At 38.8% G+C, this 18,329-nt stretch carries 16 protein-coding genes and 1 pseudogene; 16 read left to right on the top strand and 1 reads right to left on the bottom strand.

Translation table 11 applies throughout. The features are described from left to right. Nucleotides 1–28: 28 nt before the first annotated feature. The 12 genes and pseudogenes from JOD18_RS03080 to JOD18_RS03025 all read left to right on the top strand — a co-directional run bounded on the left by JOD18_RS03080 (nt 29) and on the right by JOD18_RS03025 (nt 13,038). Nucleotides 29–1,261: an ABC transporter substrate-binding protein gene (locus tag JOD18_RS03080; protein WP_204667473.1), complete on the top strand. Its 1,233-nt coding sequence runs from the start codon at nt 29–31 to the stop codon at nt 1,259–1,261. Nucleotides 1,262–1,438: 177 nt separating this feature from the next. Then, nucleotides 1,439–2,299, top strand: a complete 861-nt coding sequence (locus JOD18_RS03075; RefSeq protein ID WP_239587893.1) for a carbohydrate ABC transporter permease — start codon at nt 1,439–1,441, stop codon at nt 2,297–2,299. Nucleotide 2,300: 1 nt separating this feature from the next. Further along, entirely contained in the window at nt 2,301–3,119 is an 819-nt protein-coding gene (locus JOD18_RS03070; RefSeq protein WP_204667472.1) for a carbohydrate ABC transporter permease, read from the top strand. Nucleotides 3,120–3,149: 30 nt separating this feature from the next. Further along, nucleotides 3,150–3,305: pseudogene (locus tag JOD18_RS24945) on the top strand (hypothetical protein); the annotation flags it as partial. A 487-nt stretch (nt 3,306–3,792) separates the two neighbouring features. Then, entirely contained in the window at nt 3,793–4,758 is a 966-nt protein-coding gene (locus JOD18_RS03060; RefSeq protein WP_204667471.1) for a LacI family DNA-binding transcriptional regulator, read from the top strand. Between the two features lie 455 nt (nt 4,759–5,213). Further along, entirely contained in the window at nt 5,214–5,705 is a 492-nt protein-coding gene (locus JOD18_RS03055) for an NUDIX hydrolase (protein WP_204667470.1), read from the top strand. A 97-nt stretch (nt 5,706–5,802) separates the two neighbouring features. After that, nucleotides 5,803–6,714, top strand: coding sequence for an ABC transporter ATP-binding protein (locus JOD18_RS03050; RefSeq protein ID WP_204667469.1), 912 nt, complete (start codon nt 5,803–5,805; stop codon nt 6,712–6,714). Beyond that, nucleotides 6,711–7,421 carry an ABC transporter permease gene (locus JOD18_RS03045; protein ID WP_204667468.1) on the top strand — a complete coding sequence of 237 codons (711 nt, stop codon included), beginning with the start codon at nt 6,711–6,713 and terminating at the stop codon, nt 7,419–7,421. Before JOD18_RS03050 ends, JOD18_RS03045 begins: the two co-directional genes overlap by 4 nt. Further along, entirely contained in the window at nt 7,422–8,147 is a 726-nt protein-coding gene (locus JOD18_RS03040; RefSeq protein ID WP_204667467.1) for an ABC transporter permease, read from the top strand. A 588-nt stretch (nt 8,148–8,735) separates the two neighbouring features. Continuing rightward, nucleotides 8,736–10,982, top strand: coding sequence for an SGNH/GDSL hydrolase family protein (locus JOD18_RS03035; RefSeq protein WP_204667466.1), 2,247 nt, complete (start codon nt 8,736–8,738; stop codon nt 10,980–10,982). Nucleotides 10,983–11,081: 99 nt separating this feature from the next. Further along, nucleotides 11,082–12,062, top strand: coding sequence for a zinc-dependent alcohol dehydrogenase family protein (locus JOD18_RS03030; RefSeq protein WP_420827779.1), 981 nt, complete (start codon nt 11,082–11,084; stop codon nt 12,060–12,062). A 97-nt stretch (nt 12,063–12,159) separates the two neighbouring features. Further along, the gene (locus tag JOD18_RS03025; RefSeq protein WP_204667465.1) at nt 12,160–13,038 is read left to right on the top strand and encodes an AraC family transcriptional regulator; all 879 of its coding nucleotides are present in this window, start codon (nt 12,160–12,162) and stop codon (nt 13,036–13,038) included. Between the two features lie 747 nt (nt 13,039–13,785). Here the strand turns inward: JOD18_RS03025 and JOD18_RS03020 are convergent. Then, nucleotides 13,786–14,694 carry a helix-turn-helix transcriptional regulator gene (locus JOD18_RS03020; RefSeq protein ID WP_204667464.1) on the bottom strand — a complete coding sequence of 303 codons (909 nt, stop codon included), beginning with the start codon at nt 14,692–14,694 and terminating at the stop codon, nt 13,786–13,788. Nucleotides 14,695–14,771: 77 nt separating this feature from the next. On the opposite strand from JOD18_RS03020, the gene JOD18_RS03015 reads away from it, so the two are divergent. The 4 genes from JOD18_RS03015 to JOD18_RS03000 all read left to right on the top strand — a co-directional run bounded on the left by JOD18_RS03015 (nt 14,772) and on the right by JOD18_RS03000 (nt 18,260). Next, nucleotides 14,772–15,227 carry a VOC family protein gene (locus JOD18_RS03015; RefSeq protein ID WP_204667463.1) on the top strand — a complete coding sequence of 152 codons (456 nt, stop codon included), beginning with the start codon at nt 14,772–14,774 and terminating at the stop codon, nt 15,225–15,227. 53 nt (nt 15,228–15,280) lie between these two features. Further along, on the top strand, nt 15,281–15,478 hold the full coding sequence (locus JOD18_RS03010) for a hypothetical protein (RefSeq protein ID WP_204667462.1): 198 nt from the start codon (nt 15,281–15,283) through the stop codon (nt 15,476–15,478). A gap of 970 nt (nt 15,479–16,448) precedes the next feature. Continuing rightward, the gene (locus JOD18_RS03005) at nt 16,449–17,474 is read left to right on the top strand and encodes a FecCD family ABC transporter permease (RefSeq protein WP_204667665.1); all 1,026 of its coding nucleotides are present in this window, start codon (nt 16,449–16,451) and stop codon (nt 17,472–17,474) included. A gap of 3 nt (nt 17,475–17,477) precedes the next feature. After that, nucleotides 17,478–18,260, top strand: a complete 783-nt coding sequence (locus JOD18_RS03000; RefSeq protein ID WP_204667461.1) for an ABC transporter ATP-binding protein — start codon at nt 17,478–17,480, stop codon at nt 18,258–18,260. Nucleotides 18,261–18,329 lie beyond the last annotated feature (69 nt).

The following is an 18,329-nucleotide window of genomic DNA, read 5'->3' as shown; positions in this document are numbered from 1 at the left end:
ATGAATAATGAATGGTGGAGGGTTTAGTATGAACAAGTTAGTAAAAGGAGCAGCAGCTCTGGGACTGGGAGTTTCTTTATTGTTGACGGGTTGTGGAAGCAACAGTGGTAAAGATGGGGCAGTCACTTTAGAATTTTTTTCAAATAAATCGGAAAGTATAGGGATATACAACGAATTGATCGAAGAATTTGAAAGTCAAAACCCGGGTATTAACATCGAATTTGAAGCTCCGCCAGAAGCAGAAACGGTGTTGAAAACCAAATTGGTCAGAGGGAAAATCCCAGATGTGATGTCGATAGGCGGGAACGCAACTTATGGTGAATTAGCGGAAGCTGGCATATTCCATGACTTTAGTCATTCAGAATTGTTAGCGGATGTACAGGATTCTTACTTGGAAACCCTTCATTTATTAGTTGGTTCTAATGTAGAAGGGGTTTATGGTGTTCCTTATGCCACCAATGCGAATACGGTTATTTTTAATAAACAAAAAGTCGATGAACTTGGGATTGATATTCCGGAAACATGGGATGAATTTATCGAGGCATTAGATACAGCAAAAGAAGCTGGAGAAATACCGATTAATTTTACCTTACAGGAAGCTTGGACGGCGATGCCCTTATGGAATGGTCTGGCAGGTGTCTTGGTTGAAACTGACTTTTCCGAGCGAAAAGGTGATGGCCAAGCCAGCTTTATCGAAGATTATGACGAAGTAGCAGATAAGGCATTGGAATTGTTAGAGTATGGCCGACCAGATAACTTTGGTATTGATTATAATGACGGGAATACGGCGTTTGCAAATGGAGAGGGAGTATTTTATCTGCAAGGTAACTGGGCAATCCCTGATATTCTGAATGTTAATCCAGATCTGGAGGTAGGGACCTTTGTTTTACCTGCCAGCAATATTGCCGAAGAAAATGACTTAGTCTCTGGTGTGGATGTAGTATTAACGGTGGATGAGGAATCTGATCACAAAGAAGAAGCATTAAAATTTGTTGAATTTTTGGCTGATCATGAGATTGCTCAGCGCTATATAGACGATCAAAAGGCATTCTCTGCTTTTCAAGGGGTGCTACAAGATGATCCAGCATTTGAACGGATCAACCAAAACTTTGAAGAAGAGCGTTTAACAAGTTTCCCTGACCATTTTTATCCGGCTGGAATGGGAGAGGAAAATCTTATACAAGAATTCCTAATCAGACAAGATAAAGAACAGGCTCTAAAGAAATTAGATGCCGAATGGGACAAAATTATTAATCGATAGTATGCACGGATGGATGATTGAGAAAACGCAAGCTATCAGAGCAATACAAGAAAATAAGAGGAAGGATTTTCGTTATCCTTCCTCGTGGAACATCAGGCTAAGCTACCAACTACTCTTAAAGAGGTTGGTGGCGGCCTGGAAGTTTTCCTAATAAAGAATGACAAGGGAGAGAGTATCTTGGCGAAAAAAAATCGCACCTACCTATTGATGGTTATTCCAGCATTTGTTATATTTTTTAGTTTTCATACCTTCCCGGCGCTGTTAGGGATATTTTATAGTTTTACAGACTATAAAGGGTATGGAACATGGGATTTTGTCGGATTTAGCAATTATTTGAACGTATTTAAGGATGGACGTGCCTTAAATGCATATGGTTTTACCTTTCAATTCGCTATTACAGCAACGATATTAGTAAATATTGTTAGTCTGTTAATCGCATTGGGGTTAAATGCTAATATTAAGCTGCGTAAAACATTACGTGCTGTTTACTTTTTACCATTTATATTAAGTGTGCTAGTAGTTGGTTACATCTTTAAATTTATCTTTACACACTTACTGCCTGATCTAGGCGGTGCCTTAGGAATTGAGTTTTTGTCAACAAATATCTTAGGGAATCCTGATTTGGCATGGATCGGTGTTGTTATTTTGGCAGTATGGCAGTCAGCAGCGTTTAACACCCTTTTATATTTGGCTGGTTTATCAACGATTGACAATGAATTATATGAGGCAGCCGATATTGATGGGGCAGGGGCATGGTCTAAGTTTTGGAGAATCACCTTCCCGCTTATTGCGCCATTCTTCACGATCAATATGGTGGTGGCGATGAAAAACTTCTTAATGGCATTCGATCAAGTGATGGCCTTAACTGGCGGAGGACCTGGCCAAGCAACCGAATCGATCTCATTATTGATATATCGAGGCGGTTTCGAAGGCGGAGAATTTGCTTATCAATCAGCAAATGCCGTTATCTACTTTATCGTGATTGTGCTCATTTCTGTGATTCAATTACGTGTACTTGAACGAAGAGAGGAGAAGTAACATGATGGGAAAAAAGAATTGGAAAGTAACATTCTTATTGATTCTGGGCTCTATTTTGATTTTCTTTCCGTTATATTTAACCATAACCATAGCGTTTAAAACACCGCAGGAAATGTCGGGCAACTTACTGACTTTACCAGAATCTTGGTCGTTATCCAACTTCTTGACAGCTATTGAGGTGACCAATTTCTTTCGGGCATTCACCAATAGTGCCATTGTCACGATTATCACGGTTGTGTTGGTATTACTGACTCACTCCCTTGTGGCTTATGCAATTGCTAGAAATATGCATAAGAAATTTTATAAGTTTCTCTATTTTTATTTTATTAGTGCGATGTTTATCCCGTTTCCAATTATTATGCTGCCGATTGTAAAACAGACGAGCATGTTAGGGATGGATAACTTAATCGGCTTGGCTTTTCTTAATGTGGTTATGCAGCTGGCCTTTAATGTGTTTGTGTATGTAGGCTTTCTGAAGTCGATCCCAATTCAGTTAGAAGAGGCCGCTCATATTGATGGGGCAACAACGTGGCAAGTATTCTGGAAAATTATTTTCCCAATTATGAAGCCTATGCATGCTACAGTAGCCATCTTAACGGCATTATTTGCTTGGAACGACTTTATGCTGCCGCTCGTTATTTTGGGCGATACAAACCAATACACTTTGCCATTAGTACAGTACGCCTTCCAAGGTCAATTTAGCACCGACTATAACCTAGCTTTTGCTTCTTATTTAATGGCGATGCTGCCAATGATTATTATCTACATTTTTGCACAGAAATGGATTATCGGCGGAGTGATGAGAGGATCGCTTAAGTAAAAGAGCGTTTATCAGAATTATCTTTATTTACGCTATTACGAGAAAGAGAAACTGCTAGTTATTACGAATTTTAGTAAGCAGTCTATTGAACTCCATTTGCCAAATGATGTTTCTTTTCAGGCAGAAACGATGTTGATTAGTAATGATAAACAGTCAGAAACACTGCTTGTCCTGTTTTTATGCTAAAGCTATATGAGGTAAAAGTTTATAGAGGTGTGTAATGTTAACAGCAGATGTATGGAGGAAGTTACCTCTTTCATCTGTTGTTTTTTTCATTGTCTGCTCCTAATAAGCGCTGAGAGATAATGATTAAAGGGAATTGCAGTTGATAACCAGCAGATCTTGAAAATAGACCACCATTTCTCATACTTAATCATTATCAATTATGCTATACTATAGACAGTGTATATATAATGTCGATAACAAGACTAATTAGCAGTGAAAATGGGAAACTCCCCCTTTATGTTGAGAGTTTGGATTCATTAAGCCTACTTATGTCATCCCGTTCCATGTGCATTTTTATTAGGCTGTTATCCATTTGCTAGACCATGCTGAAGGAAATCTTTATCTTATCATTTACTACAAAATCTCGAAATTCAAAAAAATATTGCTTATTCAATTCTGTTGTTCGTATGTTTGTTAAAAAGGCTCAAGCAATTAAGGAAGTGTGGATATGAAACCCAAAATAAAAGATGTCGCTAAAGTGGCAGGTGTATCGCCTGCCACTGTCTCGAGAGTGCTTAATAATAGAGGTTACATTAGTGAGAAAACTAGAGAGAATGTTTATAAGGCAATGAAGGATATCAATTACTTTCCTAATGATCTAGCACGTTCTTTATTTAGTAAGCGGACTAACCTATTTGGAATAATTATTCCAACAATTAATAATCCATATTTTGGTGAATTGGTTTTTCATATGGAGAATATCTGTGCAGATCTGGGTTATAAAGTGTTATTATGCAATAGTTTAAATAGGGTAGATAAGGAAAAGAAATATTGGGAAATGCTAGTGCGTAATCAAGTGGATGGCGTAATTGTTGCCACACATAACCGCGGCTTAGTGGATAATCAGGAACAATATAATTTACCAATAGTGGCTATTGACCAGTATTTGTCTGATAAAATCCCCATTGTTGGATCCGATAATTATGGCGGCGGTCAACTGGCAACCAACTATTTACTAGAAAAAGGCTGCAGAAAAATTGTACATTTTAATGGCCCATTAGATTTAGAAACCCCAGCTAACTTAAGAAGAAAAGCTTATGAGGATGTAATAACTAAAGCTGGAAGAGTACCTATTACTTATGAAATTAAAGATGTGTTTAGTCAAAAAATTCAATTAGATGTTATTGAGAGGCTTTTTGCAGAACATCCAGATGTGGATGGTGTGTTTACGAGTGATGATCTAATGGCTTCTACACTATTAGAAGCGGCTAATAGAAAAGGAAAGGATATAATAATAGTCGGTTATGATGGTGCGTCAACTACTCGATTATTATTGCCAAACTTAAAAACAATTCAGCAGCCTGTTCAGTTAGTAGCGGAAACATCTATAAAAGCACTTGTTGAAATAGTTGAAAAAGGTAAGTTGGAGTCGATGCCATTTGAAACGAAATTACCAGTTAAGTTAATAACCTAAATAGGTTTAACAAAGTAGAGACCCGAAGATAATTTATCGCAGTGTAACTGGCTGGCCGACAACAACACCACGTCCTGTGGCATTGTCGGCACTAACACATCCTGTGCGTCGTAAGACTCCCACTTCAAGCAATAAGGGAATACGTCATGTCTAAGTGGGAGATCCAACAACCAATAACGGCCCGATTGGTTCAACTAAGGGTTCAGTGGTGGAGAGAGGAAACAGACTAAGTTCGCGACGTCGTGTCGCAACGTCTGGGATTGCGATTACTCATCCCATCGAAGTGATTTGCACTAGCATATCCTATGCGTCGAAACCCCACTGAACGAAGTTTCACTTTATCAACCCATTTCAAGTATAATTTAATTATTGAAAAATAAGACCAAAGCGGGTGATTTTCATAAAAACAACAGATGAAATTCTCACGTGGTTATCATCGTGGCAAGGAGGAAAAAATGACTACCATCTATACCTATTGGGGAGAGGCAAAAGTAAAATTAACATGGAAGATGGCAAAAAAATTGCCGTCTAAACAACTGATTACTAGTGTTCACGGCATGTGTTTCAAAGAGGAACAGCTTCTTTTTGTCCATTTAAACGAACGAGGATGGGATATGCCTGGCGGGCATCTTGAATCAGGGGAAACACCGGAAGAATGTTTCAAACGCGAGGCATATGAAGAAGCTTACGTTACCGGTGATTGTTCTCTGCTCGGCTATATTGAGGTTGACCATGCAGACAATCCTCTGTGGGATCCGAAAGGTCTTTATCCAAAATTGGGATATCAGATATTTTACCGCATGGATATTAATCAATTCCATCCATTTAAAGCCGATTACGAATCTAGTGAGAGGATATTGATTAGTCCAAAGGAGGTAACTAATTATTATCACAAGTGGAATAGAGTGTACCAGAGTATACTAGATACAGCTATGAATAGATCATGAGACAGGCTTTGCCTGTCTCTTTTTTAAACGAATTTTAAACAAACCACCTACCTCATTTTAACTTTGCCCCTCTATGATGAAGGTAGAGGTGATTAGGATGGAATATATTGTAGAAACCAATCAATTAACAAAACAATTCGGAAAAGAGAAGGCTGTAGATGGGGTGGAAATCCGAATACCCAAAGGAGAAATCTATGGTTTTCTGGGACCAAATGGGGCGGGCAAGACGACGACTATTCGGATGCTGCTGGGGTTAATGCGGCCTAGTTCTGGTTCGGTACATTTGTTTGGCAAGGATTTAAAAAATAACCGCATTGCTATTTTAAAACGTGTTGGATCATTAGTGGAGAATCCATCTTATTATCCACATTTAACAGCTTACGAGAATCTAGAAGCGATTCGAAAAATTGTCGATGTACCACGGGCAAGGATGAAAGAAGTGTTGAAACTGGTCCGCCTTCAAGATGCTGCTAATAAAAAAGTAAAAGGCTTTTCGCTAGGGATGAAGCAGCGCTTAGGAATTGCTGCTGCTTTGTTACATCAGCCAGAACTGTTAATTTTAGATGAACCTACTAATGGGTTAGACCCTTCCGGTATTATTGAAATGCGTAAGCTCATCAAGCAATTACCTGAGAAATATGGCATAACAGTGGTGATTTCCAGTCATTTACTATCTGAAGTTGACCAAATGGCTACAACAGTTGGTGTGATATCTAAAGGGAAGATGATTTTTCAAGATTCGATCGAAGCGATGCGGCGAATTGCTCAAGCCTCGATTCATTTAAGAGTGAATGATCCTAAGGCAGTACATCAAGCCTTGCTTGTATATGGGCAAAAGGCAGATATAAAGGAAAATAGTGTCGCAATCCAGACAACTGCTGATGAAGAGGTGGCCTCTATCGTCCAATATCTTGTAGAGCAAGGCTTTGCCATCTATCGGGTGGAAGAAGAGAAGCGATCTTTAGAGAATATCTTTTTAGAGATGACAAAGGAGGAACAAATAAGATGATCCTTCGGTTACTGGCGGTTGACTTTTTGAAAATCAGACGTAAAGGCCTCTGGCTGTTAACTTTTATTGGACCAATCGGTGTGGTAGCTTTGCAGATGGTCAATTATGGTGTCCGAAAAGACTATTTATTCTCACTGACAGATGATCATTGGCAGCAGTATATTGGTAATGTTAGTGCCTTCACACCACTTGCTATCATATTAGGAATTGTTATTTTGACCTCTTTTATGGCGAGTATTGAAGATGAAACAAATGCCTGGAAGCAATTAATTGCCTTGCCGGTGTCCAAGCGGGAAGTGTATTTATCCAAATTCACGATGATTAGCTGTCTGTTATTTGTGTCATCGATTATTCTGCTGCTAATGACGTATTTTTATGGGTTAACATTAGGTTTGGGAGAAGATATTCCTTATCTGCAAATCATCCAGTACAGCCTGCTGCCTTTTTTTGCTTCCTTACCAGTGTTGGGATTGCAGCTTTGGCTGGCGACAGTCTGCACAAATCAAGCAATTCCTACTACAGTGGGAGTGATCAGTGTGATCTTTGCCTATTCTGCTATGTACTTGCCGGATTGGGTGATTTGGAAATGGCCGAGTTTGGATAATCAATGGGATCAGCCTTATCTTAATGGGTTAATGGGGATTGCAATGGGACTGGCCATCTATCTCATCGGCATGACGGATTTTAAACGAAGGGATGTTAAATAAATGTTATCTATTATGAGATCGGAATGGTATAAATTAAGAAAATCGTGGGTAATCTGGCTGTTATTTATCCCGCCATTAATTGGTTTATTTCTCGGACAAATCAGCATGGGGGATATAGGGGAAGCAAATCAATGGATAATAAAGCTGGTGATGGCAAATGCAACCTATGCTTTACTTTTCTTGCCTTTAATTACTGGAGTAGTAGCAGGCTTTATTTGCCGCTATGAACATCAGGAAGGGGGATGGAAACAGTTATTAGCATTACCTGTGACAAGAGGGAAGGTTTACTTGACCAAATATATTTTGGTATTGTTCCTTGTTCTTACCATGCAATTACTCTATTTAGGGTCTATGTTAATATTAGGCGCCATTCAAGGTATTACAGATCCCTTCCCTTGGGAAATTGTCTGGAGGAGTATTTTGGGCGGCTGGGTAGCAACGTCTCCGCTTGTGGCCTTACAGTTATGGATGTCGATGATTTTTAAAAATTTTGCGGCACCATTTTCGATTAATGTCATTTTTACATTGCCTTCCTTATTAGTGATTAATTCCGAGCGGTTCGGTCCTTATTATCCATGGGGACAGCCATTTTTGATGATGAATATTGGCGGTGAGGGGGACAATTTCTTTTTTATCCCTTGGGAGCAGCTGTTAATGGTTGTAGGCGGCAGCTTTATTGTATTTTTCTTCGGTGGTTATTTATATTTTCAACGTAAAGCTGTTTGAATAAGAAAGGAGTCGGGAGGGATGAACTAACATCCCGCAGCTGCCAGCCTTAAAACTGTTTATTGCATCTGTCAATAGCTTTTCGATCGTTTTCCACCCTTGTAATAAGGGTGGTTTTTTGGTGCAAAGAAAAAGAAGCTGGAGGCCAATCCAACTTATCTTTCTACCCTTACTTTTAATTTAAAAGCAGGATGTTACAAAAAAACCTCCACCTCCCTGCTCCACCTTTTTGCTTTTTTTGTAGAAAGGGTTGATCACAATGAATTGGAAAACAGGTATCATAAATAAGAGTGTACATAAGGAGAGAGAGCAGACTCTTTTTTTATTGTCTGGCTGAAATCTCCATATAAACAGAGGTGTGTTAGCAAAAAAATGATAAAACTATTAACATTCCTCAGTATTCAAGGGAAGAGAGACTTCGTTAGAATAGATATATTCTAGTAAAGCAGCAACATACGAGTAATTCATTTAAAGATTACATATGTATCGTGTTTTTCTATGCTACCTTTACCTGATTCCAATTGCGGAGCACACTATCTTAAGCAGCTCTGTAAATGAGAGTATAAAAAATAGAAAGGATGAATGTATTTGCGAAAGATTAGGAGGAAGTCACGAGTATGGCTAGTCATGTTAGTGCTGTTACTTGTATGGGCACCGATGACAACGTTAGCAAAGACTGGCGTGCAAAAGGAGGGACTTAATTATGTCTCATTAGGTGATTCTTTGGCAGCAGGGCAATTATCAAATGGACAAATTGGGATTGGTTATGCAGGTAACATTGTGAATGATTTAGAAGCTAAAGGATATGATGTGAATTTTTATAACAAAGGTGTATCTGGCGCAACTTCAGCAGAAGTGCTGGCACAGCTAAATGCACTGGAGTTAGCGGAAGCGGATATTGTCACGGTTAGTGCTGGGGCAAATGACCTCTTGAGAGAAGTGGATATGTCAAAGGTTGCCTTATTTGACCCTGCTTATTTGAACCCAGAGTCTGTAGCTGAAATGAAAAATGACGTTGCAAGTGGTGCTAACCTAGAAATTGAGACTGCTATAGGACTGGCAGAGGAATCAATTAATGAGGCTGCTGGAAATATACATGCTGTGAACATAATAGTCAGTGAATTAGCAGAACAAATAGCACCGTTTGAGGCATTGTTACCAGATGGTGTGAAAGAAGCAATTGTGTCTGTTACAAGCAATTTAGCAAGCGTACAAGAAAACATGGGAAATATAGAAAATAATATACAAAAGACAAAAGAAGACTTTCTAATTGATGAGGACAACTCTAGGGAGTTATTACGTACTATATCCGATGAGCTAGGAGCTGTATCAGGGGATTTAGACAGAATTAATCAAGCTATCACAGTGCTTGCAACAGAAATGGATAATTATGCAGCTCTTTTCCCTGAAATAGCAGATAGTATAGCGACAGCAGGAACATTGAACACAAGCGCTAAAGAACAGATAGATACAGCAAAAATTATGATCGATGATGCCTCGATTAAAGTCAGTGAATACGATGAGCGGATAAGGCACATTGATAGTTTAGTAGCAAATGCACAAGAAGTACAGCAAATGCTTGCAAGCCTTCCGAGCAAGCTAGAAGCTACTGGCCAAAATACAGGTCAAATAGTTGCGGCAGTGAAACAAGCAAATCCAGAGGCGCAAGTGTATGTACTAGGCTATTATAATGCTTTACCTTATTTATCACCAGAGCTACAAACGTACACGGTACCATTATTAGCTGGTTTAAACGATGCGAATCAAGCAGCTGCAACGGCAACAGGAGCAACCTTTGTCCCTACTTTTGATCTGTTTGCAGGGAAGCACGAGGCATACCTCCCTAATCCGGCAGATATCCATCCAAATGAAGCAGGTTATCGTGTGATGGCGGATGCATTTATGGGTAGAATAAGTGAGTCATTCCCAGAAGTAACAGAACCAACACCTGATCCAGAGCCAACACCGGACCCAGAACCAACGCCTGACCCAGAGCCAACACCGGATCCAGAGCCAACGCCTGACCCAGAGCCGACACCAGGCCCAGAGCCAACACCGGATCCAGAGCCAACGCCAGGCCCAGAACCTGCTCCAAGCGAGTTAGAGATTAATTTAGGCGAAGAAATGGCTGTAAATAAAGGGCAATGGATCTATATTGCCGGAACAGAAGTAAGATTATTATTACCGAATGACCTTCCAGATGGTACAACCCTTACGGTAACTGTGACAGATGAGGAACTACTTGCAAAGGCAGAAAATCTCAGTCAAATTGGCGATGTCTTGGATTTCTCCTTTACATTTCCAAGCGGGTTTGAGGATTATCAAGGCAGTTATCAGCTGATTATGGGGTATGATAACAATACCACAGGTGAAGTAAACATCTATTACTTCAATGAGGTTACAGGTACATGGGAAAATCAAAAGGGTACAGTGGATTCAGAAGCACAAGAAGTGAGTTTAGTTGTGTCACACTTTTCTAATTATGGTGTGTTTGCTCATGCAGAAACTCCAATTCCTGAAGATCCAGAAGATCCAAAGCCTTCAGATGGATCGGGTGATCCGAAAGACAATAAAACGTCAAATGGAACAGATGATAAGCAAAAAGAAGAGACGCCTGGACCTAAGGAGTCTGGAAATGACGATGATAATGATAATGAAACAGCAGCTGGAGATAATAACCAGCGTGATACTACAGATAAGCAAGATGAAAAGTATTTTGGTCTCTTACCACAGACAGCGACAGATCAATATAATCTATTGCTAGCAGGAGTATTGCTTATTGGTGCAGCTGTTATGATGTGGTATATGCAAAGAAGAGGCAGAGCAGTAGAATAATAGATAAAGTAAAAAACCAGAGATATTTCTTTGGTTTTTTATTTGCGATTTTTTTTCGTTATAATAGAAGCAAGAACTTAACGGAAAGGACATGCTATTTTGCAAAATCGAGCTATTTGTTGTTATAAATTTGGTGAACCTATGAAGGTATTACAGATAGAGCCACGGGAGATTGAACCGCCAAAAGCGACCGAAGTATTAGTTCGAATGCTGGCTCGGCCAATTAACCCCTCTGATATGATCCCGGTCCACGGCAGCTATGCCAATCGAATATTACTGCCTTTCACGCTCGGTTATGAAGGGGTAGGGATAGTGGAAGATGTCGGATCAGCCGTTAGCAAAACACTGATAGGAAAACGCGTATTACCATTGCGCGGGGAAGGCACATGGCAGGATTTTGTCAACGTGCCAGTAGAGTTGATTGTGATTGTGCCGGATGAGATCCCTGATATAATTGCTGCCCAACTTTATATCAATCCCATTACGGCATGGGTGACAAGTGTGGAAAAACTGCGATTAAGGCAAGGTCAGATCCTGTTGATCAATGCTGGCGGGTCCGCAATTGGTCATATTTATGCCCAGCTATCAAACATTTTAGGCTTTCGTCTCATTGCAGTGACCAGAAACAGCCAACATACACAAAACCTGTTAGAACTTGGCGCAAGTGCGGTTATAGATACCTCCAGACATTCTCTCTACCAAACAGTCATAGATCTGACCAATGGTCTGGGTGCCAACGCAGCTATCGATTCCATTGGGGGACAGGCTGGTGAGGAGCTGGCAGCCTGTGTGCGTTCAGGCGGTCAATTTATCAATATTGGTTTATTATCCGATTCTTCAATTAATTGGCAGGGATTACATGCCAATTTTCATGCTGATATTTTTCATCTAAGGCATTGGAACGATCAAGTTTCTAATGAAACATGGCAGCAGACTTTTCAACAAATCATTCATTTGGTTGAAAACCAGCACTTAACACTTATGTCAGTAAAAGCTTCCTATGATCTAGCAGATATACATCAAGCACTTGCAGTTGTTTCTGATCAGCGCAAGGGGAAGGTGTTGTTAACTAGTTATTGATGTGAAAATTATTTACCCGATGAAAGTCATTCATTTTTGGTCGGGTGCTGGCTGCTTATACCAGCTATACTGGAATCAACGGAAGGAGGGGATGGAAATGTTGAAAGGAATGAATCAAGCCATGCAGTATATCGAAGAACATCTGGATAAAGAGATAGAGGAACGAGAATTAGAGAAAATCACTGGGACATCCATTTACCATTTCCGCAGATTATTTACCTTTTTATCAGGTATGACACTGACAGCTTATATTCGCAATCGCCGGCTGTCAAATGCTGCTTTTGATTTATTACGTGAAGGTGTAAGTGTCACTGACACAGCCTTTAAGTATGGTTATGATTCTGTCGATGGGTTTTCGCGTGCTTTTCGCGAATGGGCAGGATTCAGCCCTTCTGAAGTTAAACAGCAACAAAGACAGCGGTTGCGGACATTTCCAAAACTTACCTTCCAATTAACGATTCAAGGAGGAATAAATATGGATTATAAAATCGTAGAGAAAGAAGCGTTTAAGGTCATTGGTGTTAGTAAACGGGTGCCAGTTCAGTTTGAAGGAGTCAACCCAGAAATTGAACAATTGGCAAAAAGCATTACTGATAAGCAGTGGGAAGTTATGCATCGGCATGCCAATATCGAACCAAAAAAAGTGATAAATGCTTCTTATAATTTTGATAGTGATCGAATGCAGGAAGCAGGGTTGCTAGATCATATGATCGGCATGCTTACAACGGAGGAAGATCTGTTTGAAGACGTGGATGTATTAGAGGTGCCAAGTCAGACTTGGGCGATTTTTTCCTCTCAAGGTGAATTCCCCAAAAAACTTCAGGAAACATGGGCGAAGATTGCCTCAGAGTGGCTGCCCGCTTCTGACTATCAGTTAGTGGAAGCACCAGAAATATCGTATATCGAAGATTATACAGACCTTGATAATGTGTACAGTGAGATTTGGATAGCTGTTAAGAAGAGAGGTACGGTATAACTGTATGAGTAGGGATACGGCATATTACTAAAAAACGCTTGGATAATGATCCAAGCGTTTGCGTTATTCTATGGTTATCAATTGTTTAACTATCGCAGCAGTTTAGCAGACGATTCGAGATGGCTCTTTGTTCAACAAAAGCGTTCGATCGCTTAATACAAACATTAGCACTTTAAATATGGGTATATGTATTTTTTATAAGATACTTAATTATTTCTTACATATTATAGCAGGTGTTTCATCTTCTTTGGTAAAGGTCTGGATTCCAATAACATTGGTGCGAAATCACTCATATTGAATTAGAAAGGATATACTCAAAAATGGAGATTAAGAATTTAATTAGAGTTAAGATAAGACAGGAATTGAGAGGTTGGCTTGAGAAAAATTCAAATACGACAAGGTATTGTTAAGGAATGGTAAGCCTGAATGAACAAACTGAAGTCACGGAAGCATTATGCTTTGGTTGGATTATTGATGGTATAAAGAGGAAATATCAGATATTGAACCGGCTCAAAGGCTTTCTCCAAGAAAGAAAATAAGTAATTGGACAGAATTAAATAAAGGAAGGGTAAGGAATCCAACTGGGAAGGTGGCCATATCCAAAACAGGGCAATGGTTATGAACCACCTTCTACTTCTGATGAACTGAAAGATAGAGTGTTAAAGTACCTTAAGTGAATGGGAACTTACACACTTTATTTGACAAACCCTATCCATCAGGAATCTTCAAAGCTGACCTATAAACATTTTATTTGTACAGCTTCATTGCTTCCTCAAGAAAGTTCAAATATTTAGAAACAAAACCTTTTGGCTTCATAATTTTAACTTTATTACCAAATCCGGCTATAAATTGGTAGGAAAATTGATTCTCAGGCAATTCAATTGTCGCAAGGTAACTTCTTGTATTTACTTTTGTAACGGCATTTTTTCCGTATCTCTCGATAAATTGATCCCTTACAGCAACATCTATCGATAGTTGTACAGTAACCAAATTTTGTTGTACATTGTGTTTTTTTTCATCCTTAAATTCCATTTCAGGCCTTGGGACAAAAAAACCGTCTTTTTGGATATTTATTATTCTCGTCAATTTAAACGTTCGATAGTCTTCGCGTTCTAAACTATAACCAATAAGATACCAATGCATTTCACTTAAATGTAATTTATAGGGTTCTACGACTCTATAAGTTATGTTTCCTTTTTGGTCTACATACTCAAACCTTAATAACAAATTATTCTCAATTGCCTTCTTGATAAATAAAATTTCTTCCTTAATCTGACTTCTTCCAACCCAATCATAAAAAGATACACCAAGTTTTGGGAAAATATCTTTGCTGGCCATTCCTTTGATTTTTTGAATAGTCGTTTGAATCTCTTGATTCGTAATCAGTCCTTCAAAACCACCTAAAGCTACGAGTATATTTTCAATATCCTTGTGATTTAGTAATCGTTTATCAAATTTATAACCTTCCATTAGCGCATACCCCCCTTTAGCACCGTATTCCGCATAAATTGGGATGTTTGCATAACTTAGTGCTTCCATATCGCGTTGAATTGTTCGTTTCGTTACATTAAAAAGTCGACTAAATTCTGATGCCGAAACAACTTCTTTTTGTAACAAGATCATCACTATCGAGATAAGTCGTTCAATTTTTTTCATATTCCCCTCCCGTATACGACATGATGTTGTCGCCTATGTCCTATTATACTTCAAATATGAAAAGGAGGAGTAAAGTTATGAAAGCAATATCTTATCTACAATTTGATGGAAGAGCAGAAGAAGCGTTAGCCTTTTATGAAAAGTCATTACAAGCAACAAATGTAAAAATGGTGAGATTTGGTGCTTTTGCTCAAGATCCAAATGCCCCATTAACGGTAGAAGAACAAAACATGATTATGGAATCTCGTATTGAGTTTTCAGGGAATATTTTAATGATCTCTGATGTTCCGCCTTTTATGCAAGCTACGGCAGGCGAAATCACAACAGGTAATACCGTCTTAATCAGTATTATTGATGCTGTTCCAGAAATGAATAGACAATGTTTCGAAAAGCTTTCGGAAGGTGGTACTGTGATTATGCCGATATCTTCTACACCATGGTCAGCAAGTTTTGGAATGTTAATCGACAAATTTGGTGTAATGTGGAAATTCAATAGTGATGCGAGTAAATTTCTAGATGGTTTCGTAGATTAAATCAGTGCAGTAAAAGGAATTATCAGATATGTTGTTATTCCATGAGAAATATAATGGAGGATAAGGAAAGGGTGATAGCAGATTCAGATTTCTTTTTGAGGTGTTTTGGTACAGGAGGAAATGTTACTGATAATCAACAAAAAGGAGAACTTATCTTTTTAGATGCTTATCCAAAAAGGAATATAAAATCTTTAGAAATTAGATGTACAAACGGTTCATTATCAAGATTACTATACTTCTCAAGGGCCTAAAGCACCCACTGATGATCAACAGCCAGTACCGATTTATTAATCAACTGTTGGTAAAGTTAATTTGGAAATTATTATTGGAACCTTAAATAACGGTTTTTGAAAAAGGGCATTTAGATAAGTGGTATCAGCTTATTCTGCTAAAAAATCAGTTTAATAGCCTTAACAGAGTTGCCTTTGATTAGAGGTTAACGCTGATTAGGGCTATTTGCCATGGTGTTTAATTAAGGCTACCGCTGCAAATTGAGCAATAAGATTGAGACTAATTCGTAGTAGTAAAGTATGGAAGTTGCTAATTCTGGCATTACTTTTAAAGAGTTGTAACTTGTACTATGTATGGCCTTCATAAAGGGTGTGACCGTTACGATTTTATACGTGGTTTGGAACATAATGTATTTCAATCCACACATCACACAAGGATGTGACAGCGCTCATCATAACCCTTTGCGCACCAAGACTTGAAAATATAAAAAGTGCTAACCGCTTCCATCTATTCCACTTGCCTCCACGATAGCTGTTTCCATCTTTTAGTGAGGTGCCAACCTTCCTAGTATTTTATGTTTGCCTAAGGTTAGCACAAAATAGATCTATCCAATTATTCATTTATGTAAGCCCACTCTATCATTATACTACGATTTCCAATCTTTCTTTAAATTTGCCCATTTTACTCACAGATTAAAGCCTCACTAGATCAAAATCATAACCATACCCCGTTCACAAACTAACCATTTGCCTACTTGCATCAATCCGCTTTTTTTACTATCAGGAATACCTCCTCATTATCCTATATAGAACGAAAATTCAGAAAATTTCCGCATTTTGCAGAAAAAATATATAAATATAGATTGCAAAATATAAATCCATCCTCTATAATGAAAATGATTCTCATTATCAATTAAAAAGAGGAGGTGAACAGTTGAATAATGAACAACAGAGCAGGATAGGTGGAAATAGAACATCTTATGTATTGATTATGATCTGCCTTTTCTGTGGTATTGCAATTACAGCAGTATATTCCGTTTCCATCGGACAGGTTCAGATCCCGTTTCAACAATCGAGGCAGATTGTACTACATACTATCACGAATGGTCATTTTGGATCTTTGGACCAGGTGGAGAGTGATTCATATACAAACATCATTATGCAAGTGCGGATGCCTCGGGTCATCTTCGCCTTATTAATTGGAATGGGGCTTTCTTTATGTGGGGTAGTCATGCAAGCTATCGTTCAGAATCCATTAGCCGACCCATATATACTGGGGATCTCATCTGGTGCTTCATTAGGAGCTACCTTTGCTATTCTAGTTGGATTTGGCAGCGGGGCAATCTTAGCACAATTGGGTGTAGCCTTTGGTGCGTTTGTCGGGGCAATCATTACTTCGGCTTTAGTTCTGCTCCTTTCTAGTATTGGAGGAAAAGTAACTTCTATCAAGTTGGTCTTATCAGGAGTTGTGATTGGTGCCTTATGTGGCTCTTTATCAAGTTTAATTATTTTCTTTGCCAATGATGCAGAAGGTATTAAAAATGTAACGTTCTGGACAATGGGTAGTTTGGCTTCCTCAAGTTGGAGCAAGGTTCCGATTTTGGCCATCACCGTGGCCGCAGGCTGTGCTCTTTTCCTTTTTCAACACCGGATATTAAACACAATGCTGTTAGGGGATGAATCAGCGGTTACCTTAGGCATTAATTTAAGTTTATTTCGCAAGTTATACATGATTATTGCCGCATTGATTGCTGGAACGATGGTTGCCTATTCAGGAATGATTGGCTTTGTAGGTTTAATTATTCCACATATTTGCCGGGGGTTGTTTGGCTCTGATCATAAGCGTTTAATGCCATCTGCGCTTTTATTAGGAGGTCTATTCTTAATGTGGGCAGATGTATTATCACGTATCTTAGTAGAGAATGTGGAATTGCCGATCGGTATTCTAACATCTGTTATTGGATCACCATTATTTATCTACATGATCGTAAAACGAGGTTATAACTTTGGAGGGTAGTATATGCAATTAGTAGTGGAGCAGTTAGAGACGAAGCTTGGAAAAAAAGATATCGTCAAAAATATATCTCTGTTAGTTGAGAATCAAAAGTTTGTTGGCTTAATTGGTCCTAATGGCTGCGGAAAATCAACATTATTAAAAAGTATCTATAAAAGTATCCTGCCACATAAAGGTTCTGTGCACTTAGATGATATGAATTTACTGCATGCTCCGCAAAAGAAAATCTCTCAACGATTAGGAGTAGTTGGGCAATTCAATGAAATGCATTTTGATTTAACTGTCCATCAAATGGTGTTATTGGGAAGAACTCCTCATAAAAAACTGCTAGAAGTGGATAATCAGACAGATATGGAAATAGTGGAAGAAGCATTAAGACGGACTAATCTATTAGCATATAAAGATCGAAGCTATCTTTCCCTGTCTGGCGGTGAGAAGCAGCGTACAATTTTGGCGCGTACGATTGCCCAACAGCCAGAATTTATGATCTTGGATGAGCCGACAAACCACTTAGATATTCGCTATCAATTAGAAATACTGCAATGTGTAAAAGCATTAAATATAGGAGTGCTGGCAGCCTTGCATGATTTGGAGATGGCAGCTCAATATTGTGATTATATCTATGCCATTCATGAGGGAGCAATATATGCAGAAGGAACACCGGAAGAGGTGCTGACCCCTGAAACCATTAGTAAATTATATCAAATAAAATGTAGAACCTATACAAATCCAGTGACCAATCAACTTGGGTTTGTTTATCAAAATAGACTCTCGGAATTTCAAGAGTGAAAATGACCCAATTTCCATAAAATCACTGGAAATAAAGCTTAATCCAGGCAAACAACGGTCATTTTCATG

It is taken from the genome of Gracilibacillus alcaliphilus (assembly GCF_016909015.1).
In the GTDB taxonomy this organism is placed as follows: domain Bacteria; phylum Bacillota; class Bacilli; order Bacillales; family Amphibacillaceae; genus Gracilibacillus; species Gracilibacillus alcaliphilus.
Note: the sequence above shows the minus strand (reverse complement) of the source record. Positions and strands in the feature narration are given on the sequence as shown.

Bases quoted from the DNA above. Each gene is read 5' to 3' on its own strand.
- JOD18_RS03080 (WP_204667473.1), top strand. From the start codon at position 29: ATGAACAAGTTAGTAAAAGGAGCAGCAGCTCTGGGACTGGGAGTTTCT.
- JOD18_RS03070 (WP_204667472.1), top strand. From the start codon at position 2,301: ATGATGGGAAAAAAGAATTGGAAAGTAACATTCTTATTGATTCTGGGC.
- JOD18_RS03060 (WP_204667471.1), top strand. From the start codon at position 3,793: ATGAAACCCAAAATAAAAGATGTCGCTAAAGTGGCAGGTGTATCGCCT.
- JOD18_RS03055 (WP_204667470.1), top strand. From the start codon at position 5,214: ATGACTACCATCTATACCTATTGGGGAGAGGCAAAAGTAAAATTAACA.
- JOD18_RS03050 (WP_204667469.1), top strand. From the start codon at position 5,803: ATGGAATATATTGTAGAAACCAATCAATTAACAAAACAATTCGGAAAA.
- JOD18_RS03045 (WP_204667468.1), top strand. From the start codon at position 6,711: ATGATCCTTCGGTTACTGGCGGTTGACTTTTTGAAAATCAGACGTAAA.
- JOD18_RS03040 (WP_204667467.1), top strand. From the start codon at position 7,422: ATGTTATCTATTATGAGATCGGAATGGTATAAATTAAGAAAATCGTGG.
- JOD18_RS03025 (WP_204667465.1), top strand. From the start codon at position 12,160: ATGTTGAAAGGAATGAATCAAGCCATGCAGTATATCGAAGAACATCTG.
- JOD18_RS03020 (WP_204667464.1), bottom strand. From the start codon at position 14,694: ATGAAAAAAATTGAACGACTTATCTCGATAGTGATGATCTTGTTACAA.
- JOD18_RS03015 (WP_204667463.1), top strand. From the start codon at position 14,772: ATGAAAGCAATATCTTATCTACAATTTGATGGAAGAGCAGAAGAAGCG.
- JOD18_RS03010 (WP_204667462.1), top strand. From the start codon at position 15,281: ATGGAGGATAAGGAAAGGGTGATAGCAGATTCAGATTTCTTTTTGAGG.
- JOD18_RS03005 (WP_204667665.1), top strand. From the start codon at position 16,449: ATGATCTGCCTTTTCTGTGGTATTGCAATTACAGCAGTATATTCCGTT.
- JOD18_RS03000 (WP_204667461.1), top strand. From the start codon at position 17,478: ATGCAATTAGTAGTGGAGCAGTTAGAGACGAAGCTTGGAAAAAAAGAT.